The sequence below is a fragment of the Amycolatopsis sp. 2-15 genome (assembly GCF_030285625.1).
Taxonomy (GTDB): Bacteria; Actinomycetota; Actinomycetes; order Mycobacteriales; family Pseudonocardiaceae; genus Amycolatopsis; species Amycolatopsis carbonis.
This window is the reverse complement of sequence record NZ_CP127294.1, coordinates 739119-757294: the sequence shown is the minus strand read 5'-3', so window position 1 is coordinate 757294 and position 18176 is coordinate 739119. Positions and strand designations below refer to the sequence as shown.

Annotated in this window: 15 protein-coding genes; 4 read left to right on the top strand and 11 right to left on the bottom strand. The window is 71.6% G+C overall.

Annotation, left to right across the window (positions count from 1 at the left end; all coding sequences use genetic code 11):
* Positions 1-8 precede the first annotated feature (8 nt).
* Positions 9-221: a hypothetical protein gene (locus QRX50_RS03635; RefSeq protein WP_285970580.1), complete on the bottom strand. Its 213-nt coding sequence runs from the start codon at positions 219-221 to the stop codon at positions 9-11.
* The gene (locus QRX50_RS03630; RefSeq protein ID WP_285970579.1) at positions 214-1521 is read right to left on the bottom strand and encodes a PspC domain-containing protein; all 1308 of its coding nucleotides are present in this window, start codon (positions 1519-1521) and stop codon (positions 214-216) included. The genes QRX50_RS03635 and QRX50_RS03630 overlap by 8 nt, the downstream gene beginning before the upstream one ends.
* A gap of 125 nt (positions 1522-1646) precedes the next feature.
* On the opposite strand from QRX50_RS03630, the gene QRX50_RS03625 reads away from it, so the two are divergent.
* Together QRX50_RS03625 and QRX50_RS03620 are read left to right on the top strand one after the other, a co-directional pair.
* Positions 1647-3059 (top strand): ATP-binding protein, encoded by a 1413-nt coding sequence (locus QRX50_RS03625; RefSeq protein WP_434533235.1) that lies wholly within the window; start codon positions 1647-1649, stop codon positions 3057-3059.
* Between the two features lie 7 nt (positions 3060-3066).
* Positions 3067-3774 carry a response regulator gene (locus QRX50_RS03620; protein ID WP_285970578.1) on the top strand — a complete coding sequence of 236 codons (708 nt, stop codon included), beginning with the start codon at positions 3067-3069 and terminating at the stop codon, positions 3772-3774.
* A 13-nt stretch (positions 3775-3787) separates the two neighbouring features.
* Here QRX50_RS03620 and QRX50_RS03615 read toward each other — a convergent pair whose 3' ends face one another.
* Positions 3788-4702, bottom strand: coding sequence for a DMT family transporter (locus tag QRX50_RS03615; RefSeq protein WP_285970577.1), 915 nt, complete (start codon positions 4700-4702; stop codon positions 3788-3790).
* A gap of 104 nt (positions 4703-4806) precedes the next feature.
* Here QRX50_RS03615 and QRX50_RS03610 point away from each other — a divergent pair, with 104 nt between their 5' ends.
* Positions 4807-5709 carry a LysR family transcriptional regulator gene (locus QRX50_RS03610; protein WP_285970576.1) on the top strand — a complete coding sequence of 301 codons (903 nt, stop codon included), beginning with the start codon at positions 4807-4809 and terminating at the stop codon, positions 5707-5709.
* Between the two features lie 13 nt (positions 5710-5722).
* Here the strand turns inward: QRX50_RS03610 and QRX50_RS03605 are convergent, their stop codons facing one another.
* From QRX50_RS03605 to QRX50_RS03575, 7 genes are all read right to left on the bottom strand, one after another.
* Positions 5723-6853: a serine/threonine-protein kinase gene (locus tag QRX50_RS03605; RefSeq protein WP_285970575.1), complete on the bottom strand. Its 1131-nt coding sequence runs from the start codon at positions 6851-6853 to the stop codon at positions 5723-5725.
* Between the two features lie 13 nt (positions 6854-6866).
* Entirely contained in the window at positions 6867-8504 is a 1638-nt protein-coding gene (locus tag QRX50_RS03600) for a serine/threonine-protein kinase (protein WP_285970574.1), read from the bottom strand.
* A gap of 212 nt (positions 8505-8716) precedes the next feature.
* Positions 8717-9373, bottom strand: a complete 657-nt coding sequence (locus QRX50_RS03595) for a mucin-associated surface protein (protein ID WP_285970573.1) — start codon at positions 9371-9373, stop codon at positions 8717-8719.
* 529 nt (positions 9374-9902) lie between these two features.
* Entirely contained in the window at positions 9903-12131 is a 2229-nt protein-coding gene (locus tag QRX50_RS03590) for a hypothetical protein (RefSeq protein ID WP_285970572.1), read from the bottom strand.
* A 336-nt stretch (positions 12132-12467) separates the two neighbouring features.
* Complete coding sequence (locus QRX50_RS03585; RefSeq protein ID WP_285970571.1) at positions 12468-12773, bottom strand: hypothetical protein; 306 nt, start codon at positions 12771-12773, stop codon at positions 12468-12470.
* A 63-nt stretch (positions 12774-12836) separates the two neighbouring features.
* On the bottom strand, positions 12837-13133 hold the full coding sequence (locus QRX50_RS03580; protein ID WP_220246175.1) for a chorismate mutase: 297 nt from the start codon (positions 13131-13133) through the stop codon (positions 12837-12839).
* Positions 13134-13297: 164 nt separating this feature from the next.
* Positions 13298-13732, bottom strand: a complete 435-nt coding sequence (locus QRX50_RS03575) for a DUF1707 SHOCT-like domain-containing protein (protein WP_285970570.1) — start codon at positions 13730-13732, stop codon at positions 13298-13300.
* 125 nt (positions 13733-13857) lie between these two features.
* Here QRX50_RS03575 and pcrA point away from each other — a divergent pair, with 125 nt between their 5' ends.
* Positions 13858-16278, top strand: coding sequence for a DNA helicase PcrA (pcrA, locus tag QRX50_RS03570; RefSeq protein WP_285970569.1), 2421 nt, complete (start codon positions 13858-13860; stop codon positions 16276-16278).
* Between the two features lie 678 nt (positions 16279-16956).
* On the opposite strand, the gene QRX50_RS03565 is transcribed toward pcrA, so the two are convergent.
* Complete coding sequence (locus QRX50_RS03565; RefSeq protein ID WP_285974346.1) at positions 16957-17640, bottom strand: M23 family metallopeptidase; 684 nt, start codon at positions 17638-17640, stop codon at positions 16957-16959.
* Positions 17641-18176 lie beyond the last annotated feature (536 nt).

The following is an 18176-nucleotide window of genomic DNA, read 5'->3' as shown; positions in this document are numbered from 1 at the left end:
GCTGGACGTCAGTACCGCTTGCGCCGCAAGGAAGCCGCCAGCAGCAGCACGCCGATGAACACCGCACCGCCCGCGACGACCCAGCGGAAGTCGAAGGTGGGCAGCCAGCTCGCGCCGTCGGAGAGCACGTAACCCGAGACCAGCAGGGTCGCGAGGCCGACGATCAGGGTGATCACGTCCACGCCGCGGCGGCGGGTCGGGATGTTCGAGTTGTCAGTCACGGAGCACCTCCACGCTGCCGGCACCGTTGGTCACGTTCAGGGTGATCTTCTGCCCGCCCACGCCGTCGTCTCCGAAGTCGGTGCCGGTGAGCGCGGGCTGGCCGACGCCGCTCGTCGAGCGGTCGAGGCACTCGACGTCGCCGGCGGAGTTCTCGCAGGTGTAGGTGACGTCGGCGCTTGCGGGCACGGTGACCCGGGTGTCGCCGGCGCCGTTGCTGACCGAGGTGGTGATCGGGTCACTGGCCGGCAGCTGCGTCAGGTCGAGGTCGATGTCGCCCGCCGCGTGCCGGTACACCGGCTGCAGCTCGGCCACCGAGTGCGGGGTCGCGTTGAGGTCGCCGACGCCGCCGCGCAGGTCGATGTTGTTGAACGCGCTGGTCGTCATGATCATGCCGACGATCGCGAGCGGCAACGCCACTGCGATGAGCCCGCGTGAGCCGCGGACGAACGCGCCGGCCACCATGCCGATGCCGAGTACGCCCAGCACCAGGCCGATGATGTGGCGCACCGAGAACCAGTCGACGCCGTTGAGGTTCAGGGCCACGCCCACGCCGGCCACGACCACGGCCGCCGCCATCGTCACCGAACCGATCTTCGACCGCGGCTGCCGCGGCTGCGGGGTCGGCTCGTCGGACTCGTAGCGGTAGGGGTTCTCCGGCGGCGTCGGACCCGCCGGGTCCGGCAAATCCCAGCCCGCCGGGTCGGCGGCCAGCGGGTCCCAGCCGGGAGCGGCGGCGCCCATGGGCTCCGTTGTGGTGTCCGTCATCGTGAAGGCTCCGGTTCCGGGCACGGCCTGGGCCGTCTCATACGCGGGGTACGCGACGACCGGCGCCGGGCGGTTGTCCTGCCCGCGGCTGCGGTGCAGGAGGTAGATGCTTGCCGACAGCAGCGCGAACCCGATGAGGCCACCACCGTCGAACCAGCCGTTGCCGAACGTCCACCCGACCGCCGGGATCAACGCCAGCGTCAGGACCACGGCGAACGCCTTCGACATCGTCGAGCGCCCGCGGCCGATCATCGCCTCGAAGCCCGAGGTCTCGTCGCCCTCGCTCGGGAACAGCAGCCAGCCGAGCAGGTAGAACACCAGCCCGAAGCCGCCGAACACCATCGCCGCGACCAGCGCCACCCGGATCACGACCGGGTCGATGCCGTACCGGTTCCCCAGCCCCGCCGCGACCCCCGCGACCTTGCGCCCCACGTGCGGCCGGCGCGGCCGGCTCACCCAGAAATCCTTCACCGTCTCCTCGAAGCCGTTGAAAGGATTCGACTTCGGGCTCGGCGCCTCGTTCGCACCACTCATACGGCAAAGCATGCGCGACCCGCGGCGGCGCCACATCGGGGACGTTCCCTGAGGTTTCCCCTGAGTGCCGCCCGTGCCCGGGTCGTGATCAGGGGCTTCCCCGATGCCGGAACTCCTCGTGGCGTGTGACGATGGACGGCGTGCAGGACTTCCTCGACCTCGGCGCCGCCGGGCAGGTGAGCGACCCGGCCCGGGGGCCGGTGCCGCTTGCCGTCATGACGGCCACCGCGACTTCCGGGACCCCTGGGGCTTCCGGGACTTCCGAGGTCGCGGGGCAGGCCGGGCGGCCGAAGATGCACCGGCGCCGCAGCGGGCGGGCCGTGGCCGGTGTCGCGGGTGGGCTCGCGGACCACCTCGGTGTGCCCGTGGTGTGGGTGCGTACGGCGTTCGCGCTGCTCGCGGCCCTCAACGGCGCCGGCCTGCTCGCCTACGGGCTGCTCTGGGTCTTCGTGCCGCAGCAGGCCGAGGACACCGCCGAGGTCGACAGCAAGAAGGCCACGAAGGAACGTCAGCAGGCGTTCGGCCTCATCGCGCTCGGCATCGGCCTCGCCATCGCGAGCGGCACGCTCAGCGGCACCATCCGCGGCTGGGTCGCCGTGCCGCTGGCCATCGCCATGCTCGGCGCGGCCGTGGTCTGGCGCGAGGCCGACGAATCGCAACGCCGGCGCTGGCGCACAGGGGCGCGCGACGGCGTCACGGGCGCGTTCGTGGGCGGCGGCGGCCGCAGCGCCGCGATCATCCGGATCCTCGCCGGTGTGGCTCTCGTGGCCACCGGCATCGGGGTCGTCGTCTTCCGCAGCGGCAGCTTCGACCAGGTCAAGTTCGCCCTCATCGCCGTGCTCGCCACGCTGGTCGGCGTGGCCGTGCTGACGATCCCGTTCTGGCTGCGGCTGGTCCGCGACCTCGGCGACGAGCGCCGCGCCCGCATCCGCACCGACGAGCGCGCCGAGATCGCCGCGCACCTGCACGACTCCGTGCTGCAGACCCTCGCCTTGATCCAGCGCCAGTCCGACCAGCCGCACGAGGTCGCGCGGCTGGCGCGCGGCCAGGAGCGAGAGCTGCGCGGCTGGCTCTACGGCCCCGGCGGCTACGGCAAGCCGAGCGACAAGAAGTCGAAGGAGCAGGAAGAGGGCGCCGTCCCGCTGTCCGAGGCGCTGGGCGCCGCGTGCGGCGAGGTCGAGGACACCTTCGCGATCTCCGTCAGCCAGGTCGTGGTCGGCGACGTCGAGATCGACGAACCCCTCACCGCCCTCGTCCAGGCGGCCCGCGAGGCGCTGGTCAACGCGGCCAAGCACGCCGGCGTCGACGAGGTCAGCGTGTACGCCGAGGTCGAACCCACCGAGGTCACCGTGTTCATCCGCGACCGCGGCAAGGGCTTCGACCCCGACGTGGTCCCCGCCGACCGCCACGGCCTCGCCGACTCGATCCGCGGCCGCATGGAACGCCACGGCGGCACGTGCAAGCTGCGCACCGCGCCGGGTGAAGGCACCGAAGTGCAGCTGGCCATGCCGCGCAAAGCGACCAAGGGCGCGGCGTGACGTCGCTATGCTCTGGCTGGGCGACAACGAGCGAGGGAGCAGCACGGTGACGGAGACCCAGCGCGAGCCGGTCAAGGTGTTCCTCGTGGACGACCACGCGCTCTTCCGCGCCGGGGTCCGCACGGAGCTCGACTCGATCACCGACGAGGTGCAGGTGGTCGGCGAGGCCGGCTCGGTGGCCGACGCCGTCGCCGGCATCGCGCGCACCAAACCACAGGTCGTGCTCCTCGACGTGCACATGCCCGACGGCGGTGGCGCCGAGGTGCTGCGCCGCGTGCGCCCGGAGCTGCCCGACGTCGTGTTCCTCGCGCTGTCGGTGTCCGACGCCGCCGAGGACGTGATCGCCGTGATCCGCGGCGGCGCGCGCGGCTACGTCACCAAGACCATCTCCTCGAAGGAGCTCGTGCGCGCCATCATCCGCGTGGCCGACGGCGACGCCGTGTTCTCCCCGCGCCTGGCCGGCTTCGTGCTCGACGCGTTCGCCGACCGCCCCGGCTCGGCGCCCATCAACGATCCCGAGCTCGACCTGCTCACCCCGCGCGAGCGCGACGTCCTGCGCCTGCTCGCGCGCGGCTATGCGTACAAGGAAATCGCGTCGGAGCTGTTCATCTCGGTCAAGACGGTGGAGACGCACGTGTCGAGCGTCCTGCGCAAGACCCAGCTGTCCAACCGCTACGAGCTCTCCCGCTGGGCCTCGGACCGCCGCCTCGTTTGAGGCACGGGCGGGGTCAGACTCGCTCGGGAGCGACCAGCGGCGCCGGCGCCACGACCTTCTTCCGCTGCACCCGCGTGAGCGCGACGCCGCCCAGCACCACGACCATGCCCGCGATCACGCGGAAGCTCAGCTGCTCGTGCAGGAAGATCGCGCCCAGCGCCACCGACACGATGGGCAGCAGGTACCCGACCACCGACGCCGCGACGGCGCCTTCGCTGGCCAGCAGCTGGTAGTTGAGGGCGAACGCGATCCCGGTCCCGCCGATGCCGAGGATCACCACGGCGAACGCGGCCAGCGGCGTCAGGTGCACCGGCGACAGCCCGCCGAACGGCACCACCAGCACGAGGAACCCGGCGGCGATCATCATCTGCCCGCCTGAGAGCGCGTAGGGCGAGTCGCCGGTGTCCGAGAGGTAGCGGCCCTCGTAGACGAACGCGAAGCCGTAGCTCGCCGCCGCCGCGAGGCAGGCCAGCGCGCCCCAGCTCAGCAGCCCCGACGCTTCCCACGGGGCGAAGATCAGCAGAATCCCCGCCAGGCCCACCACGAGACCGGCCGCGCGCATCGCCGTCATCCGGTGGCGGACCCCGAGAAACGGCGCCACCACGAGCACCCACAGCGGCGTCGTCGAGTTCAGCACGCCTGTGATGCCGGAGTCCACAGTGGTCTCACCGATCGCGAAGAGCAGGAACGGCAACGCGTTGTGGAAGAACGCGGCCACGGTGAGGTGGCGCCACGTGCGCTTGTCCGTCGGCAGCCGCCGGCGTCCGAGCCAGCACAGCGCCACGAGCACCACGGCGCCGAGCACCAGGCGCGCCAGCACCAGCTGCACCGGCGAGAACGCCGCGAGCCCCAGCTTGATCCAGAAGAAGCTCGAACCCCACATCAGTGCCAACGCGGCAATCCTGAGCAGGGTCTTCGTCTCGCCCACCCCAGTTCCTCCTTTACGGCCACGGTCCAGCGTGGTCCCGCCGAGACGTAAGGACAAGCGAAAATAACTGCAGGAACGCTTAAGCAGAGCTGTAGAATCCGGCCATGCTCGACGTGCGGCGAATGCAGGTGCTGCGCGCGGTGATCACCAGCGGGTCGATCACCGCCGCGGCGCGGAACCTCGGGTACACGCCGTCCGCGATCAGCCAGCAGCTCTCGGTTCTCGAACGCGAGGCGGGCACCGAGCTGCTCGAACGCGTCGGCCGCGGCATCCGCGCGACGCCCGCGGGCGTGCTGCTGTCGGAGCACGCGGAGACGCTGAGCGCGGAGCTGGCGCGCGCCGAAGCGGCGTTGACCGAGCTCAAGGAAGGTCGCACCGGCAAGCTGGCCATCCGCTACTTCGCCACGGCCGGCGCGTCGGTGATCCCGCACGCCGTGGCCGCCGTCCGGCGGGAGCACCCCGGCGTGTGGCTCGACCTCAAGCTCGTCGACCCCGACGACCCGATGCCCGAGGTGGAGGAGGGGCGCGCCGACGTCGCGATCGTCGTCTTCCCCCGCCCCGCGCCGCCGGCGAAGGGGATCGAGCTCGTGCACCTGCTCGACGATCCGTACCGCGCGGTACTGCCGCGCGCGCACCCGCTCGCGCGCAAGCGGGTGCTCGACCTGACCGACCTCGCCGACGAGCCGTGGGTAGGCGTGGACCCGATGCCCGGGATGTGCCGCGCGATCCTCGACGGCGCGTGCGCGTCGGCCGGGTTCGCGCCCAACATCGTGGTCGAGTCGGAGGACTACCTCACGGCGCAGGGCTTCATCGCGGCCGGGCTGGGCGTGGGGCTGGTGCCGGAGCTCGGCGTCGGGCCCGCGCACCCGGGCGTGGCCGTGCGGCGGATCCGCAACCCCGAGCCGTGCCGGATCATCCACGCGGCCATCGCCGCACGGGCCGTGGGAAACCCGGCCGTGCGGACGCTGATCGACGCGATGCGTGAGGCGACCGCGAAGGTCGCCTGACGGTTCCTCCGGCTCAGACGAAGAACAGCTCGGAAACGCCGATCCCGATCAGCACCGCGCACAGGATCGCGGCGACCGTGAGGATCAGCTTCCGGCGGGCGGCCGCCTTCTGCCGCACCTCCGCAGCCGACACCGCCTGCTGAGCCGCCGACGGCACGAACCGCGCGGACGGCGGCTGCACCGGCTGCTGCTGGGGCGGGATCTGCTGCGTGGGCTGGGCGACCATCGGCTGCTGCATGGGCTGCGGCGCGGCCGGCGCGTAGGGCACCTGCTGCACCGGCATCTGCATCAACGGCCCCGGCTGGCCCTGCTGCGGCGGGGGCAGCGGCCGAGACGCGGGCATGGTCGGCATCGCGGGCGCCGTGGGCGGGATGAACGCGGTTTGCTCGCGGCCCTCGGTGATGGCGCTGAGCGCGGCCACGGTGTCCGCCATCGTCGGACGCGCCGTCGGGTCCATCCGCAGCATCTTGCGCAGCGCACCGGCGAGCACCCCGGCGTTCTGCGGCGGCCGCTCGGACGCCTCGCCGTCATCACCGAACGGCGGCACGCCCTCCACGGCCGTGTACAGCGTGGCACCGAGCGAGAACACGTCGGCGGCCGGCGAGGCCGGAGCGCCGCGGGTGACCTCGGGCGCGCGGTAGGCCGGGTGCGCCCCGCCGCCGGTGATGCCGATGTCGGTGAGCTTCACGCCGCCGTCGTCGGCCAGCAGCACGGTGCCAGGTTCGAGCGTGCGGTGCACGATGCCGGCCGCGTGGATCGCCGCCATCGCGTCGCCCAGCATGATCCCGAGCGACGCCGCCTGCTCGGGCGTGAGCCGCCCGTGCTCGGCGAGGAACGACGCCATCCCGCGCGACGGGATGTACTCCATCACCAGCCAGACGTCGGGTCCGTCGGGCAGCACGTCGTACACGGTGATCGCGCACGCGTGGTCCACGCGCGCCGCGTCCTTGCCCTCCTGCATTACCGTGGCGCGCGCCTGCTCAGCGCGGTCCGGCGGCAGGCCGACGGGCAGGTACATGCGCTTCATCGCGACCGTGCGGAACAGCCGCGTGTCGAACGCCTGCCACACGATGCCCGCGCGGCCGCGGCCGATCGGCTGGTCGAGCCGGTACCGGCCGCCGACGATGGTGCCTTCTGAACTCAAATCTGATCCTGGATCAAGGGTTGTTCGACGCCGTCGGGCCGCCGGTGTCCGTGGGGTCGCCCGACGAGCTCGGAGGCGTGACGCTCTTCGAAGTCGGAGTGGTGGTCGGGGTGTCCTGCTCGGACGAAGTCTCCCGCGAAGGTGTGTTTCGAGGGGAGGTCCGGCGAGACGACGTCGTCTCACGTGAGGAGGACTCCTCCTGAGAGGACGTCTCTTCCTCGCTCGTGGTTGCTTCCTCGGTTGAAGGCGTCGTGCCTGTGGTCGGCACCACGTTCGACGACGTCGCCGGGGGAGCGGGCTGCTGCGATGCGTCCGGCGGGTTGTTCGAGCTCAGCAGCCACACGCCGAGCGCCACCAGGCCGACCACGACGATGGCGCCGATGATCGCCGGCTTCTTCCACGCGCCGGGCTTCCCGTCCTCGTCGTCGGTGGGGCTGGTCTGGCCGCGCGACGGGGGCGGCGGCTCGTGGTAGCCGTCGTCATACCCGTCGTCGTACTGGTCGTCGTCGTAGACGTCGTGCGTCGACACGGACCGGGTGGCGGCCAGGCCGTTGCGGCCCGGGTCGCCGTACAGCGGCGGCTCGCCCTGGTACTGCTGGTCGTAGTCGTTCTGCGGGTAGGCGGCGGCCGCGGGGTACCCGTCCTCGTCGTCGTAGTACTGCTGCGCCGGGCCGGGCGAGTCGAGCAGCGTGCCCGAGTGCGCGGCGTCGTCCAAGTCCTCTTCCGGGAACAGGTGCGTGGCGGCCGCGCCGACCACAGCGGCAGCGCCCAGCGTGCCGGCCGAGGCCACCATCACGGTCTCGCCGGCCGGTCCGCCCAGCGGCGTTTCGCCCCGCGCGACGGACGCCAGCAGCTCTTCGCACTCCTCGGCGGTGGGCCGGTGGTGGATGTCGGGGTGCAGCAGCACGGCGAGCACGCTCGCGAGCGGGCCCGACTGGCGCGGCGGGTTGATCTGCCCCGCGGCGACGGCGTGCAGCAGGCTCAGCGTGTTCTCCGACAGCCCGAACGGCGGCTGGCCTTCACACGCGGCGTACAGCGTGGAGCCGAGCGAGAACACGTCGGACTCGGGGCCGGGGTCACCGCCGATCGCGACCTCGGGCGCGAGGTAGGCGGGCGTGCCGGCGATCATCCCGGTCTTGGTGACCGTGACGTCGTCCTTGGCCCGCGAGATGCCGAAGTCGGTGATCTTCACGGTGCCGTTGCCGGCCAGCAGGATGTTGCCGGGCTTGATGTCGCGGTGGACGATGCCCACGGCGTGCGCCTCGCGCAGCGCGGCGGCCACCTGCGCGCCGATCCGCGCGACCTCCAGCGGCGGCAGCGTGCCGCGCTCCTGCAGGACCTGGGCCAGGCTCGTGGAGTTGAGGTACTCCATGATCAGGCACGGCTGACCGTTGTCGTCGGTGACGACGTCGAACACCGAGATCGCGTTGGGGTGGTGCAGGCGCGCCGCGATGCGGCCCTCGCGCATGGTGCGCTGCCGGGCGTCTTCGGCGTCGTGCTCATCGAGGCCCGGCTGCATCAGCAGCTGCTTGACGGCCACCGTGCGGCCCAGCACCTCGTCGTGTGCCTGCCAGACGGTACCCATCGCGCCCGTGCCGATCCGGCCGATGATGCGGTACCGGCCGGCGACCAGACGACCCTCGTCGCTCACGCGACCTCCCTTTGGGGCTCCGACTGCCCGGAGCGGGACGTGCCCACCCCGCAGATGCGACCTCGAACCGGCCGCAGCACCGCAGCGTAGGCACCTGTCGTGGGCCGTGTGCCGGTTTTCCCGAGACCGGCCCGTGGCAAGGCTAGGCGTTCACTCTGTGCACACACACTCGGCACGGTCTGATCGTCTACTCGGAACAGGATCGTCGCAGGTCACGAGAATGCGACGGCGGAGAGCAGTCGCGCTTCGGAGATGACGTCGCGCTCCACGACGTCGAACAGCTGCGTGACGCGGAGCAGTGTTCCGTCGGTCTGGTGCAGCACCGCGACGGCGACCACCGAGCCGTCGTCCTGCACGCGCGCGTCCTGGACGTCGATCGAGCGGGCCGCGCTCCACGCGCGGACCAGGCTGCCGGTTTCGCCCTGGGCGAGACCGGGGGCGAGCAGCGCCAGTGCGCTGTCGGGGTTCTTGTCGATCGAGGAGTAGAAGGCCTTCACGGCCTGCAGCTTGTCGGCGTCGGACGTGGTCTCCGCGCCCGTGGACTCGGACTGCTCCGACGGCGTCGTGGTGCTCGGTGCGCCCGTGCTGGGTGCGCCGGTCTGCTGCGTGGTGGAGCCGGTGTCGTGCGTCGGCTGCGTGGTGCCGGCGCCGGACTCGGCCGGCGTGCCCTCGCGGTGCCCGGACGTGGTGCCGCCGACCCCGTGCTCGCGCGGACCGGGCACGGCCTGGCCGCCGAGCGCGGCGGCGCCGCTGAAACCGGTGGGGATGGTGTCCTCGGCGACGGGCGTGGTCGGTCGGGGACCGCCGCTGAGCAGCGCGGCCGTGACCACGGCGCCCGCGACGAGCGCGCCGGCGCCGACGAGGCCCACCTGCTTGGCACCGGCGCGCGAAGCGGCTCTCGGGCTCTTCGGCCGGCTCGGCGGATCTGGCGGCCTCCGCGCGGTGCGACCGCGGCGGCAGGTACTTCTGCGGCTCGCGGAAGACCTGCTCGAGGTAGTCGCGGTCCGCGTCACCGACGCCGTCGAGCAGCTCGGGAGGGATCACGTCCTCAACGCGGACGGCAGTGACCTCGCGGGTCTCACGCCGTGTGCGCTGCCGATCAAGCACGAAAGTCCTCGCTCTGGGGTTCGGGGGGACGGCGGTACGGCCGTTCGGTCGTACGCCGCTGGTCCGGACGGCCGACTCGTGGTCGGTTCCCGGACCCGCTGTCGCCAGGTAACCCTGTGGCGACGGGCACCCGCCAGGCTCAGTCGCCGGAATGCCGTCGTCATACGACGAGCGGCAGCTTATGTCACCCACCCGGAGCAAGTTCAACCGCTTACCGCACCGCACGTGCATCGGAACGGGCAGTCTGCACCTGCACGAAACGTTGGGCCCGGGCCGGACGATCAGCCCTGGTCAGGCGCCGTCGTCGGCGATCTTCTCGTCGTCGCCGAAGGTGAGCGTGCGCTGCTCGACGGTCTTGGTGCCGTCGGTGTGGGTCACCTCGAGCGTGTTGACCGTGGTGTTGTTGTCCGGGTCGATCTCGACCTTTTTGACCTCGAAGTACGCGACGTTCGCGTAGTGCTGGCGCAGGCCCTGCGCGCCCTCCTGCTTGAGGTCCCCGGTGGTGACGGCCGCGGCCTCGTTCGGGTCGGTGGTCACGTTGTTGAAGAACTTCTCGGAGTTGTCCCCCATCGTTTTGGGGTCCTTGTCGGCGGCGTACCAGACGGTGGTCGGCGCGGTTTCGCGCGGCGCCGGGGTGATCGGCGGCTTCGCGGGCGGCCGGGACGGGGTCGACGTCGGCCCGGTGGTGACGGGGTCCGACGAGTCGCCGCTCGAAGCCGAGTCGGTCGGCGGCTGGTCTTCGCTGGTCTCGGAGCCGGCGGCGTTCTGCGGGTGCGTGTTCGGGTCGTCGTCCCGGGTGCCGGAGCGGCCGCCGCCGCCGGAGCGGCTGCGGTCGGGCGAGTCGCCGCCCGTGCCGCCCTGCTGGCCGAGCGACGGGTCCGGGAGGATCAGCGGGTTGCCGCCGTTCTGCCGGCCCGGCCAGCCGCCGCCGAGCGCGTCGGTGGTCGTGGTGGGTCCGCCGACGAGGAAGGTCCCGGCGAACAGCAGCCCGACCACCACCGCGCCCGACGCGCCGGTCGCGAACCACGCCGCCTTCCGCCACGTCTTGGGCGGGGTCACCGACGCGGGCACGGACCCGAGGTCGAACTTGCCGAGCCCGTCGAGCAGCGGAGCGGCGTACACGCGCACTTCGTCGTCTTCGTCGAGCGATGCCTCGTCGAACGGACCGCGCACCAGCGGCTTGGCCGGGCCCGCCCGCAGCGTGACCCGCTGGCGCCGCGGGGGCTCGGGCTTCGCCGGCTGCTCTGCGGCGGGCTCCGGCAGCGCGCTCAGCTGGGTGCCTTCATCCTCGTCAGGTTCGTCGTGCTCGCCGAGCTCCGGGGGCTGCGGCTGGGCCAGCGTGGCCGCCGTCGCCGCGACCCGCTCACGCCGGCTGCGCCGCACCTGCGGACGTCCGAGCCCGTCGTGCATCGGCACGTCGGCGAGCGACCGTGTGGTCCCCGGCGCGGCCCAGGCGCGGTCGATCTCGCTCACCGGCTGGGGATCAGGGACCACGGCCTGGCCGGTGGGAACGCGCCGTTCGTCCTGCGTGAACGCGGGTGTGAACTCCGGCCCCGCCATCTCGGCGAGGTCGCGGTGGTGTTGCTGCCTGGCTTGCGCGGTGAGCGTTCGTCGTTCGTCGTCCGCGAACTCGGGCCCGGCCGTCTCGGCGAGGTCGCGGGAGTGCGGCCGCACGGCCTGCCCCGCGGGCGCGCGCCGCTCGTCCTGCGGGTACGCCGGCGCGGTGGCCTCAGCGGGGTCGCGAGGCCGTGGTTGCCCGGCTTGCGCAGTGGGCGTTCGTCGCTCGTCGTGAGCGAACTCCGGTCCATCCGCGACGGCGCCGGTCTGTGGCCGCCCGGCCTGTCCAGCGGGCAAGCGCCGCTTGTCGTGCGCGAACTCCGGCGCGGCCTCGGCGAGGTCGCCGGACTGCGCCCCACTCCAGAGCTGCTCGGGCTCGGGCTCGGCCGCCGGCATCAGCGGGCCGCCGATCGGGCCGGGCTCGTCGAGGCGGCCGGCGGTGAAGCCCCGGTCGCCCTGGCCGGGCTGCGGCAACTCGGTGCGGCCTCGCGCCGGCGGGGCGTACGGGCCGCGGCCGTTCAGTGCGTGCTCGGGGAGCGCGTCGTAGGCGCGGTAGTCCTCGTGAAGGCGGTGCTGCTCGCGCGGCTCGTCGGGCCGGCGCGTCGGCTGCGGGAGCGGGATCGGGCGGCGCGGGTGGGTCTGCCGGGCCTGCTGGGGCTGCGGCAGGAGCACTCCTGGCCCCGGCGCGGGCAGAGTCCCGTGCGTCGGCGCGAACGTCGAACGTGGGTCGGCCGCCCGTCGGCGAGGCGGGGGCAACGGCAGGGCGCCGGCCGGTGCGTCGACGGGCTCGCCGCCGGGCCGGTGGCGGTGGTGACCGCCGCCGTGCGGCGGGACCACGGGCGTCCACGTGTCCGTGTCCTGAAGACTGCGAGCGCGGTGCCTGCCCGGCACCGTGACCTCCGCGGCCGTCACCGTGTCCGGGTGGCTCGAGCTTCTCGACCCACCCATCGCGTTTCCCGTCATGCCCGTCCGACCCCTCCCCGGTGTGGGCGTGACGGCACCGGCACTCCGATCAACCCGATCGGAGCAGAGGCGCGAACGGAGTCACTTGCGTCCACACTTGCGAACTCCCGCGCATCTGCACGCGCACGCGGCAGCGGGCGCGCGGAGCCGCAGCTCCCGCGCATCCTCCGGGCGTCGCCCGACCCAGACGCATGGGTCCTCACGAACCCAAGACTAGGAAACCGCCAGGCGAAAGTCTCGGGGCAACCTGCAACTTGCACAGGTTTCACTCTGTCGGGGGCGACCGAACGGGCGTGGGGTCACGCTACGCAGTGCAATCGCCGCAGGTAGGGCCAGTCACCCTCCGCTGCGGTACTTCTCCTGGGTCGACTTGAGTGCCTTCGTCGCCACAGCACCGCTACCGACGGCAACGATGATGGCGACGATGTCGGCCCCGGGTCCCCCTAACGTGAGCAGCCAGGCGAACAGTGATGCCGCGGTGGTACCACCGGCGATGACCCAGCGGCTGCGCACGTACTGCGAGACTGGTGCACCGCCGGCTCGCTTGCCCGCCGCGTTGTTGAGCAGCGCCAGGTAACCGACATGGCCCAGTGCCGCCAGCACACTCGCGATCGCGATGATGACGGCGATGACGTTAATCATGCGTCCAGTCTGCCCGTTTTCGCGGACCGGCGGATCGGGGAAGTCCCCGATGTGGCCGTAAGTTCATCGGCCGAGGCGGCCGCGGCCCAGATTGAGCAGCGCCATCGCGAGCTGGCGGCCTTCCGGACCGAGCTCGCGGTAGCGCGCGAGCACGTCCATTTCACGGTTGTAGACGATCCTCGTGCCGCCGGCGGCCATGCGGGCCGCGCCGATCGTCTGCGACACCTCCACGCGGCGTTTCACCAGCCGCAGGATTTCGGCGTCGAGCCAGTCGATCTCCTTGCGTAGCGAGGAGATGTCCTCGCCGGCGGCGGTGTTCTCGGCGGGCTGGCCGTCGGCGTTCTGAGTCTGCGCGTTCATCGGGACCTCTCTGAAGTCCGGACTCCCAGTGGCCCCTGGGACAGCGAAAGCCCCGGGTCCGTGGACTCCGGGGCTGCGGGTGATGGCGGGTGGGGCACTACGCGATCACGGGAGCCGGAGTCCGGGTCCCGTAGAAAAATCGCTCACTGCTGTGCCGCACGGGATCAGTATGGCACAGGAGTTTCACCGCGCCGCCGGAAACTCCGCACCCGCGCGTGCACCACGAGGGTGACGAACAGCCAGAACAACGGCATCGCGGGCCAGAAGAACCCGACGCCCAGCACCGCCCACCGCACGATCAGCAGCACCGCCAGCGCCACGACGATCACGGCGTGGATCCGCAGCGCCGGGTGCTCGCGCAACGCGGCGCGAGTGAGCGGCCAGCCGGATCCCGGCCGCCGCGCGACTTCGGGGCGCGGCAGGTCGGTGGTGAACGCGCCGAGCTCGTCGACGTAGCGCGTCGCGTAGACCGCGCCGAGCCGTTCTTCCACCTCTTCGAGGGTGAGCCGGCCTTCGGAACCGGCGGACTGGATGGTCGCGGCGACGCGTTCTCGGTCGCTGTCGGATGCCCTCAACCGGGCGGGGATCTTGTCGTCCATACCGTTTGATGCTCCGCGCGCGAACGCCCCGGCGCGTCGGACGGGAGGCGACACCGCGGCGTACGTCGACAGGCGCAGTTGCCTGTGCAGAACGTGTCGTACCCCAGGGGTAGCGTGGACAGGCGATGGACACCCTCTTCGATCTCCCCGCAGAAAAGCCCGCGCCTGCCCGGAAGGCCGCCGCCGAGCTGCTCGAGGACCTCAATCCCGCGCAGCGCGAAGCGGTCATGCACGCCGGCGGGCCGCTGCTCGTCGTCGCCGGCGCGGGGTCGGGCAAGACCCGCGTGCTCACGCGCCGCATCGCGTACCTGTTGGCGGAGCGGGGGGTGCACCCCGGCGAGATCATGGCGATCACGTTCACCAACAAGGCCGCGGCCGAGATGCGCGAGCGCGTCGCGTCGCTCGTCGGCCGCCGCGGCAACGCGATGTGGGTGTCCACGTTCCACTCGATGTGCGTGCGGATCCTGCGCCGCGAGGCGAAGACGCTGGACATGTCGTCGAGCTTCTCCATCTACGACTCGGACGACACGAAGCGGCTCATCACGCTCGTCGCGCGCGACCTCGACATCGACCCGAAGAAGTACGCCGCGCGCACGCTCGCGGTGCACATCTCGAACCTCAAGAACGAGCTGACGGACCCCGACGCGGCGGTGGCCAACGCCGCCAACGACCTGGAGCGCCGCGTCGCCGAGGTCTACGTCGAGTACCAGCGCCGGCTCGAAGCGGCCAACGCGTTCGACTTCGACGACCTGATCATGCGCACGGTCTCGCTGCTGCAGGCGTTCCCCGACGTCGCGGAGTACTACCGCCGCCGGTTCCGTCACATCCTGGTCGACGAGTACCAGGACACGAACCACGCGCAGTACACGCTGGTGCGCGTGCTCGCGGGCACCGAATCCGGCGCCGCCGACACCGGGATCGACCCGGCCGAGCTGGTCGTGGTGGGTGACGCGGACCAGTCGATCTACGCGTTCCGCGGCGCGACGATCCGCAACATCGAGGAATTCGAGCGCGATTTCCCCAACGCTCACACCATCCTCCTGGAGCAGAACTACCGCTCCACGCAGACGATCCTGTCGGCGGCCAACGCCGTGATCGAGCGCAACCCCAACCGGCGCGCGAAGCGGCTGTGGACGGATTCGGGCGACGGCGAGAAGATCGTCGGCTACGTGTCGGACAACGACCACGACGAGGCCGCGTTCGTCGCGGGCGAGATCGACGCGTTGGCGGAGAAGGGCGAGGCGGACTACTCCGACGTCGCCGTCTTCTACCGCACCAACAACCAGTCGCGGGTGTTCGAGGAAATCTTCATCCGGCTCGGCCTGCCGTACAAGGTCGTCGGCGGCGTGCGGTTCTACGAGCGGCGCGAGGTGCGCGACATGCTCGCCTACCTGCGCGTGCTGTCGAACCCGGATGACACGGTTTCCTTGCGCCGCATCCTCAACGTGCCCAAGCGCGGCATCGGTGACCGTGCGGAAGCGGTGGTGGCGACGCACGCGGAGCGCGAGCGCATCACCTTCGGGGCCGCGTTGCGCGATGCCGTCGAGGGCAAGGTGGCGCTGCTGAACCCGCGGTCGGCCAAGGCGATCACCGGGTTCGTGTCGCTGCTCGACGACCTGGGCGAGCTGGCGGCGTCCGGCTCGGAGGTGCACGACCTGCTGGAGGCCGTGCTGGAGCGCACCGGGTACCGCGCGGAGCTCGAGGAGTCGGACGACCCGCAGGACGCCTCCCGCGTGGAGAACCTCACGGAGCTCGTCACGGTGGCGCGCGAGTTCGCGGAGTTCACCGCCGAGGTCCAGCAGGACGAGAACGCCGAGCTGGTGCTCGACGACGGTGTGCCCGCGCCCGGTTCGCTCGCCGCGTTCCTGGAGCGCGTGTCCCTGGTCGCCGACGCCGACTCGATCCCGTCGCCCGACGGCGGCGACGAGGGCGACGGCGGCGCCGGGGTTGTCACGCTGATGACCGTGCACACCGCGAAGGGCCTCGAGTACCCGGTGGTGTTCTGCACGGGCTGGGAGGACGGCGTCTTCCCGCACATGCGCGCCCTGGGTGACCCGACGGAGCTCGCGGAGGAGCGCCGGCTCGCGTACGTGGCCATCACGCGCGCGCGGCAGCGGCTGTACGTCTCGCGCGCGCTGGTGCGGTCGGCGTGGGGCCAGCCGCAGATGAACCCGGCTTCGCGCTTCCTCGACGAGCTCCCCCCGGACCTCGTCGACTGGCGGCGCCTGGAGCCGTCTTCGCCGGGCTTCGGCAACTTCGGGTCTTCGTCGGGCTCGTCGTCCTCGGGCCCGCGCGCGGCCACGACCTGGGGCCGGCGAACGACCTCGTCGACTACTACTTCGTCGTCCCCGTTCGGCAAGGGCTGGAAGGACACGGTGGCCCTCAAGCTCGACATCGGCGACCGCGTCAGCCACGACAAGTACGGCCTCGGCACCGTCATCTCCTGCGACGGCGTCGGCCCCCGCGCCACGGCCACCATCGACTTCGGCGCGTCCGGCAAGGTCCGCCTCATGCTGATCGGCAGCGTGCCGATGGTGAAGCTCTGATTTTGTCGGACCCCCCGGTTAATCTCCCTCCAGTCGAACACAAGTTCGAACGAATGGGGTAGGCTGGTGCTCGTTCACCGGCCGCCTCGGGAGGGAGCACGAGGGTGTGGACGCGATCTTGTTTGGGGTCCTGGCCGCAGGGGTACAGGACTACTTACGGGGAGTTCTGGGGACGCCGGAACCTGCGGGGGTTTCCGGTGGTTCAGCCGGTTCGGGGTCCGGTTCGTCGGGGTCCGGTCCGGCCGGTTCTTCGGGACCCGGCCCGGGGTGTGCTTCGGGGGAAGCGCACCGCTTGGCCGCCGCGTGGCGCGCCCTGCTTCGCCACCACGACCTCGGGCCTGATGGCCACTGCCAGACCTGCCGTGCGCACCGCCTGGGCCGGTGGCCTGTCCGACGCCGCTCGGCCGGCCTCTGCACGGTCTGGCAGGTCGCTGTCGCGTACTTCATCCGCCGCTCGCCCACCGGGGAGCGCTAGAGCTGTCTGGGGCGCTCGCGAGGACGCACGGGCGCCGTAGCCGCTGCTTTGGGTGGGGGTGTGGAAAGGCCCGCGAAACGCACCTCAGTGAGACGCACACGGCCACGGAGAGCGCGAGGGCGCTGACCGTGGCCGGGTGGAACAGTGTTGAGCCGAAAACCGGGGTTGAAACCGAAGAACAGTAAGGAGAACCAGTCCCGAACTCAGACGACGATGCCGCGGGCGGCGAGCCACGGGCGCGGGTCGATCTTCTTCGTGCCGTTCTGCCAGACCTCGAAGTGCAGGTGCGGGCCGGTGCTCTCGCCGCGGTTGCCGATCTCGGCGATCTGCTCGCCGCACTTGACCTTCTGGCCTTCGTGGACCGAGAAGCTGTTCATGTGGCCGTAGACCTGGATGGTGCCGTCGTCGAGCTGGACGCGGACCCAGAGGCCGAAGCCACTGGCGGGGCCGGCCTGGATGACGGTGCCGTCGGAGGCGGCGTAGATCGGGGTGCCGATCGAGTTCGCGATGTCGATGCCGAGGTGGCTGCTGCCCCAGCGGGCGCCGAAGCCCGAGGTGAACGTGCCGTGGGCCGGCAGGCAGGTCTTGGGACGCTCGGCTTCTTCCTTGGCCTTCTGAGCGGCCGCGGCTTCGGCCTTCTCGCGGGCTTCGGTGACCTTCAGGCTGTCGGCCATGCGGGCGGCCTCGGCGGAGGCGTCCATCGAGTGGCCGGCGGGCAGCAGCTCGGGGGCTCCCCCTGAACCCGCGCTGCCGAGGGTGAACGAGGCGCTCGCGTCCTGGGCGTTGGCGAGCGGGGTGACGGCGGCGTCGGAGTCGGTCGTCACGGTCTTGAGGGTCTGGCCCGCGGCGGCAGCGGCGAACGCGCCGGCCGCGACAGCTGCGACCACGACCCGCCCACGCAGGGCGGAGGACGGCGGGGCGATGCGGTGCGAACCCCGCACGCGGATGACCGCACCGTCCAGTGCGTCCTTCAGCGCCGGGGAAGGAGCTTGGCCGCCGGGGGAGCGGTGTGAAGCCAAGACGGGGCCTTCCATCGTCGGGGAGCCGGGTCGTTGCGCGACTACGGGCGGGGGATCCCGTTGAGCCAACCTCGGGGGTGGTTCGCTCGGCGTTGCGCTTCGTGACCTGACTGTAATGGGGACCGTGGGACAGTAACGAAGGGGCACCGTTGTGAGCAAGGTGCGCCCGCCGTTTCGGCCGAACGGGCGGCAGCCATCACGCTGCTAGCTGTAGAGATTACCCAAAGTTAATCCGGAACTACTCCGATCAGTGTGATCTCTGTTACAGGACTTTCGGGCATTCGCGCCCCCGAACGGGCCCCTCGCACCCCGCCGAACGGCCCCACCGTTGAAATAAACGTTTGCGGCCCCGTGTTGAAGAAAATTCACGGCCGCAAGTGTGGCGCCGGTCACTCGCCTCCCCG

Bases quoted from the DNA above. Each gene is read 5' to 3' on its own strand.
- QRX50_RS03630 (WP_285970579.1), bottom strand. From the start codon at position 1,521: ATGAGTGGTGCGAACGAGGCGCCGAGCCCGAAGTCGAATCCTTTCAAC.
- QRX50_RS03620 (WP_285970578.1), top strand. From the start codon at position 3,067: ATGCTCTGGCTGGGCGACAACGAGCGAGGGAGCAGCACGGTGACGGAG.
- QRX50_RS03610 (WP_285970576.1), top strand. From the start codon at position 4,807: ATGCTCGACGTGCGGCGAATGCAGGTGCTGCGCGCGGTGATCACCAGC.
- QRX50_RS03590 (WP_285970572.1), bottom strand. From the start codon at position 12,131: ATGACGGGAAACGCGATGGGTGGGTCGAGAAGCTCGAGCCACCCGGAC.
- QRX50_RS03585 (WP_285970571.1), bottom strand. From the start codon at position 12,773: ATGATTAACGTCATCGCCGTCATCATCGCGATCGCGAGTGTGCTGGCG.
- QRX50_RS03580 (WP_220246175.1), bottom strand. From the start codon at position 13,133: ATGAACGCGCAGACTCAGAACGCCGACGGCCAGCCCGCCGAGAACACC.
- QRX50_RS03575 (WP_285970570.1), bottom strand. From the start codon at position 13,732: ATGGACGACAAGATCCCCGCCCGGTTGAGGGCATCCGACAGCGACCGA.
- pcrA (WP_285970569.1), top strand. From the start codon at position 13,858: ATGGACACCCTCTTCGATCTCCCCGCAGAAAAGCCCGCGCCTGCCCGG.